Source organism: Atribacterota bacterium, from assembly GCA_028703475.1.
Taxonomy (GTDB): domain Bacteria; phylum Atribacterota; class Phoenicimicrobiia; order Phoenicimicrobiales; family Stramentimicrobiaceae; genus JAQVMU01.
In genome coordinates this window covers 1-8093 of the sequence record JAQVMU010000062.1, presented here as the reverse complement: position 1 = coordinate 8093, position 8093 = coordinate 1, and the positions used below count along the sequence as shown (strand labels likewise).

The following is an 8093-nucleotide window of genomic DNA, read 5'->3' as shown; positions in this document are numbered from 1 at the left end:
GCTTCATACAATACATCCACAGTATTACAATAAGGGTGTCCTATAGCAATTGCATTTCCATTCTTAATTGCATAATTTTTTAATAGCTGAAGCTGGCTTCTTATATACTCTATTTCCTGTTCATTATCCAGAAAAACCGAGCGATATGCAGTTTTTATGCCCATTTCTCTACTCAATTCATATCCCACTGTATATGGACTGGTCACACTATCAACATAGAATATATTTCTTTCTTTTATTTCACTTAAAACAATCTCCATTATTTCTCGATTCTCAGTAACTTTTGAACCCATATGATTGTTTATTCCATCTATGTCCGGTATTTCCAAAAAATTTGCAGTCATTTTGTTTCTTATTTCTTCTTCTTTCATGGTTGAAAATATCGCACCTTTTCCGGGATTCACATTAGAATTATGGGGTTCCATAGGCAAATGTAGCAAAACAGTCTTGTTTTTTTCTCTTGCCATTTGTGCCACTGTACTTGAATAAGGTAGAAAAGGTAAAATTGAAACAGTAATAGGATAATCCAAATTCATAATACGTTCAGCTATCTCCATTTGATATCCCAAATCATCTATAATTATTGCAACTTTTGGTCCATCCACAATATCCTTTTCCCTGTTTTTGATAAATTTATCATATAATAGGGCTTCATCCTCTTTATCATCAAATATTTCAAATAAAAAAGGTTTTTGTTTTTCTTGAACACTTTCTTGTTGCAAAGCTGTATCTTCAGATACAATTCCGGGTCCAATTGGTTTACCATTCACATTATTATCACTATTTAAATTTACAAAAATACCCACCAATAGCAAAAGTATTGCCGAAAGTAGTATTGAAAATGCATAATTCCAAAGTTTTTTATCCATCATTTTCACTATTATTCTTTAAAAATATCTTTTCCAAGCAATAAATCAATTGCAGTTTTTAGCTGAACATCCTCTTCGTCGTCTTTATCAATTTGGACAATAATATCCGGTTCAATTCCTATACCATTAATCACTCTACCATTTGGGGTATAATACTCTGAAGTGGAAACAATCACAGCGGAATCATCTGACAATGAATAAACCTGTTGAACCAAACCCTTCCCAAAGGTATTTTCTCCAATAATCGTACCTCTGTTCAGATCCTGTATTGCACCTGCTACGATTTCTGAAGCACTGGCACTTCCCATATTAACCAATACCACCAATGGTAATGATGGATTATTATTGCCATATGATTCATAAAATCTTATTATGTTATTTCCACTTTTTATTCTTACTATATCACCTTCTTTAATAAACTCACTGGCTACCTCGATAGCAGATTCCAGCAATCCACCAGGATTATTTCTTAAATCGACGATGATGCCTTCTAAAGACAATTTTTCATAATCATCTAATACTTTTTTTAATCCAGGCCCGGTATTAACATTAAACCTTGATATTCTAATGTACCCAATTTTATCATTTTCTATTAATTCCTCTTTTACAGCTTCAACGGTAATTGTGTCTCTAATTATTTCTATTTCAAGAAATTCCTCTTCATCTTCCCTTTCAATTGTAATAGTTACCGGTGTGCCCTTTTCTCCGCGCAGAATATTTAGAACTTCATCTAAAGTAATTCCCTTGGTAGTTTCTCCATCAATTTCAACAATAATATCTCCCGCTTTTATTCCTGCTTTATCTGCAGGGGTATCTTCTATGGGAGAAATAACAGTTAACTTTTCATTAACAATCGTAATCTCAATCCCTAAACCATCGAAATGTCCTATAAAAAAGTCTTCCTGTTCCCGTTGAAAACTCAATGGATCCACATATCTTGAATAAGGATCATCAAGCTCTGATATCATACCTTTTATAGCGCCCTGAACTAATTGGTCCACTTTAACATCTTTATTAATAAACTCGCTTCTAATAATGCTTATTGCTTCAAAAAATGGCTCTAATTCATTAAAAACACTGTCATTCTGGCTATTTACATCTTTATTATAAACTGGTGCTACAAGAAAAATACCTGCCAATAATAACACTACACACAAATAATACACTATTTTTAAATTTTTTTTCATATCGCTAAACCGCCTAATTTTTCTGTCTATAAACAATTATAAACTAATATTTTTAATCTACTTAAATCGTGATATTACTATAGCCATTCAAATGGATTCACTGGTTTCCCTTCAACCCTAACTTCAAAATGCAATCTAGGTGATGACACTCCACCGCTTGTACCAACTTGTCCAATAATTTGGCCCTTACTTACCTGTTCATTTAATCCTACCAATACTTTTGAAAGATGGGCATATAAGGTAACTACATTGCCACCATGATCTATAATTATAATATCCCCATATCCTTTGACATTTCCCGTATAAATAACTGTTCCAAAGGATGCAGCACGTACTGCTTCCCCTAAAGAGGCACTTATGTCTACTCCAGAATTAAATACATACGCATTTAACTCTTGTGTTTTTTGTTGACCATAATTTAATATAATTGTACCTCTTAATGGTAATTGAAAAATCCCTTTTTTTGCCTGCAATGTTGGTTCAGTTCTAACTGGAACATTGTTTGCCTGATTTTTCTTTGCCTGCTCCTCTTTTTCTTTTTCCCTATATGCTATTTCAATAATTTCTGATATCTGGGCTGATGATTTTTCCAATTCTTCTAAAGTGGCAATTTGTTTTTTTCTTTCTTCTTCAATCCTGGCAATATATTTATTTTTTGCATCAATCGACATTTCAATATTTTTCTTTTCGTTAATAATTTCCTGTTCCAGCAGTTTAGTTATCTCTTTTTTATTTTCCAGGCTATCTTTTTGTTTTTTTATAAAGTCAACTTGTTCTGAAACCTGTTGAATTATACCTGCGTCACTCTCTAATATGCATTCTAAATAACGGTATCTATTCAAAAATTGTGAAAAATCTTTACTGTCAAATAATACTGAAAGATAGCTTATTTCATTGTATTTATATATTTTCTTTAGTCTACTTTCTAAAATAGCTAATTGCAATTCCATCTTTGTTTGCTCAATATCAAGCTCTTCTTCCATTTTTTCTATCTGTTTAATAGTGTTCTCATAACTGGTCTTTGCCTCTTGTAGTTCTTTTTCTGATTCAGTTAATAAAATCTGTATTTTTTCCAGTGATTTTTGATAATCTGCCTCTTCCTGCTTCATCCTGCCTATTTCTTCTTGGATAGCTATTTTTCTTTGTTCAATCTGTTTTAGCTTTTCCTCTTGCTCTTTAATATTAATATTGTTTTCTGCTGCAATACATTTTTCAGTACCAAATAATTGAAACAATAAACAAAGAAAAGCTGCTAACACTAAAAAATGCAGTATGGGTATTTTTTTATTTCTAAAACATTTATTTATCATAATTCCCCAAAACTTATTTTTCTCAAAGAAATAATGCTTCCAAAAATCCCAATAAATACTCCTAATAAAATTAGAATTACTGAAACCCTTAATAATATTTGATTATCTAATATAATATTAATAAAAGGAATGCTTAACTTTATTTTTTCCATATAATAAAGATAGCCCCTGCTTACAATAAATGAAGCTGCTAAAGACGATAATAGTCCTTTTAAAAAACCCTCTATTATAAAAGGCCATCTAATAAACCAGCTAGTAGCACCAACCAAAGCCATGATTTCAATTTCTTCATATCTTGAATGAACACTAATTTTAATCACACTCACCATGAGCAATATAGAAATAAACACCAATATATATATAATTGCTAATCCGCTTCTGCGAACAAGATTAAGAATCAATAATAAATTTTTTGTTAACTGACCACCATAATTTACTTCGTCAATTTTCTCAAACTGGTTAAGATTAAAAGATATTTCCTCCAGATAAGCAGTATCTGTAACTGTTATCTCTAAAGACGCCGGTAAAGGGTTTTCTGTTATGCCTGCTAATATTTCTTCATGCTCTGATAAATCACTTTTAAGTTTCTGAAAGGCATCCTCTTTAGAAATATATTTTACCTCCTTAACTCCTTCTGTCTCAATAGCATTTTGGATTATTTCATTAACCTCTTCTTCGGTAGCACTGTCGCTTAAGTATACTATTGCAACAAGTTGTGACTCAATATCACTTAGAATATTATCTATATTTAATGATATTATTAGAAATAATCCTACAATTAATAATGTTGCTATCAGGCTCACAATAGTAGCGAAACTCATTATTCCATTTTTCTTTGTACTTAGAAAAGCTTCTTTAATAAAAAAAAGTAGGTTTCTTACCATTATAATGAATAGATTCCTTTCTTTGTGTCAGATGCAACTTTTCCACCTTCTATTCTAATAACTCTCTTTTGAGCTTTATCTACTATTAATTTATCATGGGATGCTACAATAACGGTTGTGCCCCATATATTTATTTTAAATAATAATTGCATTATATCCCAGGAAGTCTCGGGATCTAAATTACCAGTAGGTTCATCCGTTATTAATATTAAAGGGTGAGTTACCACCGCTCTTGCGATACACAGTTTTTGTTGCTCTCCACCGGAAAGCAAATGTGGATTTGTATTTCTTTTATGAAAAAGTCCAATAATATTAAGAATTTCATTTACTTTTTGTTTAATAACTGAATTTTTATTACCAACAACTCTAAGGCTAAAAGCAACATTCTCAAATACATTTCTATCATATAATAATTTAAAATCCTGGAATACAACTCCTATTTCTCTCCGTAAATAAGGAACCAGGGATTTCTTTAATCTCGCTAAATTAACACCATCTACAATCACTTGCCCTTTCGTTGGAAGTATACCACGATATATTAATTTTAAGAAAGTTGTTTTCCCTGCACCCGTTGGACCAACTAAAAACACAAATTCTCCTTTTTTTATGTGTATATTTATATCCGATAACGCATGGATTTTATTGGGAAAAACTTTAAACACATGAAACATTCGAATCAATTATTTTCTATTTCCTTTCTATCACATTTTCCTTAATAAATTGTTGTAATAAATGAACATTTGCAATAGCTTCTTGTTCAAACTGTTTACTTTTTACTTTTAACTTAGAGCAAATAGTTTTTTTGTGTATATTTATATATTTTAACTTATAATCGATATTATTAATAGTTAATTGATTTATTTTTACCAACAAATCAGGAAGATCTAACGAGTAAACATAATTTTTTACTTTGGGATCATAGTCAATTGCAATAAAAGGTACATTCACTATTGTAGCAAAAATAATTGAATGAAGTCGCATGCCTAACAAGATTGTCAATTTTGAAATAAGTGATAACATTTCATCCGGGGCTAATTCCTCCTCAATTATCTTAGCATTTGAATATTTCATTTTGCTTACAATGTCTTTGATTAATAATATATCTTTTTTGATTTGAAACGGTATAAAGACTATGTCAAAATTATATTTTTCTATTAAATGGTCTGCTATCTCTGCAAATTGCATTATTTTTTTATCATAATCCAGTTTTATAGCATTGCAATTCCTGATTACAATACCTATCAACGGATTATCAGGGAAAGGGAACCCAATTGAATTTACTTCCAATCCATATTTCTTTTTTATGTTCTCAGAAAGTTCTCTTTTCTTAATTAAAAAAGCGCTGTCTGCATTAACAACAATTTTCTTTTTTAGAATACTCAATTTTTCTAAAAATATTTTTGATTTCTCATCCCTTACTATAATTAAGTCTACATTCTTTAATACCAGCCTTATAAGATTTTTATTAATAGTTTTTTGTATTGGGCCAATTCCCTGTCCATATACTACAGTCTTGGTATTAAAAAATCTGGCAATCACAATAAGAGCAAGGTAATATAATACACTAAAACCTTTCCCGCTTACATCCTGTAATAACCCCCCGCCTCCACTAATAAATACATCTGCCTTTCTTAATCTTGTTAGTATTCTAAAAATATCAAGTCTATATATGGAATGAACTTTATATAAAGATTTTGTTTTTTCTGGCTCGTTTGAAAGTATAATAATTTTATCTTTTGATATAAATTTAGAAAACTCCTGAAGCATTGCCATTAAAATGGCTTCATCTCCGCAATTTCCAAAACCATAATATCCTGAGACTATAATAGATTTAATGCTACTCACCACTTTTGACATTTAATCGTTCCATAAAGTTTCTGCAGAGAATAAATAACAGAAAAGCCAGGAAAAAACTGATTATTAATCCTAACCAATAACCATGAAAGGTCCTCAATATTGAGAAGAATATAGAGGTATGAACATGACAAAATGTATTCACAATAGTAACAGGTGCTACTGTCCCCATTATAATAAATGGAATTTTTAAATAATGTAAATCTAAATAATTCATAGCAATTGCCAGGGAAATTAATGGGTACCCTATTAAGAATTCCTTATTTCTTGGTCTGGCAACCAAAATATTTTCAAGTAATAGTCTCATTTTTTCTTCAATACCAAGTACAGGTAAAAATGAAAAATTACCCGATCTTGCAATATAGATTACTCCAAAAACCAGGAATACAAACAAAAACAAAGCATGTTCAAATAATATTGGATTTTTGAGATCATCTATTAAAAGTCTTTTATCTTTTCGGCATACCCACCAAAAATAAAAAGCAACTATGGCTAATGGAAAAATATAGGCAACTTTAATTCCACTGAATAACTGAATAGCTAAAATAAATTTATAATGTGTCAGCAGTGCTCCGATTATCATTCCTCCCGTCACTGAAATCAGCATAATCCAACTAATTCCGAAAAAGATGTTTTTCAACATTCCCAACAAACCACTGCTTTTTTTTGTAAGTGTAATGGTAAAATATTTTTTATTTTTTATTATTGCTAGAGCCGGGAAGACTAAAGCGCTTGCCAGGGCAAGTATTTTCATTAAGAATATCTTTCCAATAAAGATATTCATAACTATTAAAAAAGCAAAAAGTATTACAAAAAGTAAAATTGAATATTTTTTTATACCTTGAAAAATTTCAATCAATAGCATTATGCCTGCAGATACAACTCCCAGGCCAATTAAATAAATAAAAATCCAGGGTATCTGATAAGGGGGAAACAAACTTGCCTTGTCAACTATAAATCCATTCTCAATAATATTGTTTTTTATTTTTTCAACATAATCTAAATTATACTGAATTAAATCTGGTACTCTTGTTTTCAAAAAAGGGTTTAAATAAAATATTCGTATGTTTCTTTCCTGTGCTGCCCGAACCCATCTTTCAATTGCTGTGTTAAGAGATATCTTTTCCATTTCCTCACTGGTTATACTATGTACTCGTATAGCTAATTCACTAATATTATCAGCAATATTTTGAATTCCTTTTTGTGAAGCAAATTCAATAATGCCAAAGGGGTAATTATTTTTTTGTAAAAACGTTGCAGCTTCAAATAGCATTGTTTCAGAGGGATATCCAAGTACTTCTTCTTCATCAAATATAATTGAAGAGACTTTATCAATTGTTTCTATTTCTGATAATTTTTTTGAAAGAAGACTGTTGTTTAATTTTGAAGAATTTTTTGGTCGTAATACAATATTAAATCCAAGTTTGTGTATTTTATCAATATCTCTTTCTGAAAATCCCAATCCTAATTTTAATATTTCCTCTTCATCAGCATTTCCAATTAAACAATAATCTCCTTCACTAAAAACATCCTGTAGAATTGTTGCTTCATCGTAATATTGGTTAAAGGTTTCATTTATTCTTTGAAACAGGGAATAATCGTTTGATATAATCATAAATTCCCCGGGGGAAGGTTGACTTGAATACAGAAACTGTAAATTATCAGTAAATTTTATCTTTGATAGATTATTTGTATTTAAAAAAGCTATTTTACCTTGAAATATCAAGCTCTCAAGAGTATCTTCATGAATTGCAATTCCCGTAATTCCTTTAGATTTTAATTGTGTAAGTAGTTGATTTTCATCATATCTTTCTTTTAACGCTAATTCCCTCACATTATTTAAGCTGATAACCATTTCCACCTGTTTAAAACTATTCTCCAGGTTAAAACGCTGAATACCTACTATGACTGAGACAATAAGTGCAATTAGAATAAAAAAAATGAATACTTTCTTTGAATTTATTTTCACTATACTATTACCTCTAAGAG

7 protein-coding genes are annotated in these 8093 nt (G+C 30.2%); all 7 read right to left on the bottom strand.

What is annotated here, in order from left to right; genetic code table 11:
- Positions 1–872 (bottom strand): divergent polysaccharide deacetylase family protein (locus PHQ99_06730; GenBank protein ID MDD4289266.1); only part of this gene is annotated, 872 nt, incomplete at its 3' end.
- Positions 873–880: 8 nt separating this feature from the next.
- On the bottom strand, positions 881–2056 hold the full coding sequence (locus tag PHQ99_06725) for a S41 family peptidase (GenBank protein MDD4289265.1): 1176 nt from the start codon (positions 2054–2056) through the stop codon (positions 881–883).
- 77 nt (positions 2057–2133) lie between these two features.
- Positions 2134–3366 (bottom strand): peptidoglycan DD-metalloendopeptidase family protein, encoded by a 1233-nt coding sequence (locus tag PHQ99_06720; GenBank protein ID MDD4289264.1) that lies wholly within the window; start codon positions 3364–3366, stop codon positions 2134–2136.
- Positions 3363–4250, bottom strand: a complete 888-nt coding sequence (ftsX, locus tag PHQ99_06715) for a permease-like cell division protein FtsX (protein MDD4289263.1) — start codon at positions 4248–4250, stop codon at positions 3363–3365. Before ftsX ends, PHQ99_06720 begins: the two co-directional genes overlap by 4 nt.
- Positions 4250–4930, bottom strand: coding sequence for a cell division ATP-binding protein FtsE (gene ftsE / locus PHQ99_06710; GenBank protein MDD4289262.1), 681 nt, complete (start codon positions 4928–4930; stop codon positions 4250–4252). The genes ftsX and ftsE overlap by 1 nt, the downstream gene beginning before the upstream one ends.
- A gap of 7 nt (positions 4931–4937) precedes the next feature.
- Complete coding sequence (gene csaB, locus PHQ99_06705) at positions 4938–6107, bottom strand: polysaccharide pyruvyl transferase CsaB (GenBank protein MDD4289261.1); 1170 nt, start codon at positions 6105–6107, stop codon at positions 4938–4940.
- Positions 6088–8093: DUF5693 family protein (locus PHQ99_06700; protein ID MDD4289260.1), on the bottom strand; the 2006-nt coding region annotated here is incomplete at its 5' end. The genes PHQ99_06700 and csaB, both read right to left, overlap by 20 nt.

Coding starts and splice junctions, on each gene's coding strand:
- PHQ99_06720 (MDD4289264.1), bottom strand. CDS start 3,366: ATGATAAATAAATGTTTTAGAAATAAAAAAATACCCATACTGCATTTT.
- PHQ99_06725 (MDD4289265.1), bottom strand. CDS start 2,056: ATGAAAAAAAATTTAAAAATAGTGTATTATTTGTGTGTAGTGTTATTA.
- csaB (MDD4289261.1), bottom strand. CDS start 6,107: ATGTCAAAAGTGGTGAGTAGCATTAAATCTATTATAGTCTCAGGATAT.
- ftsX (MDD4289263.1), bottom strand. CDS start 4,250: ATGGTAAGAAACCTACTTTTTTTTATTAAAGAAGCTTTTCTAAGTACA.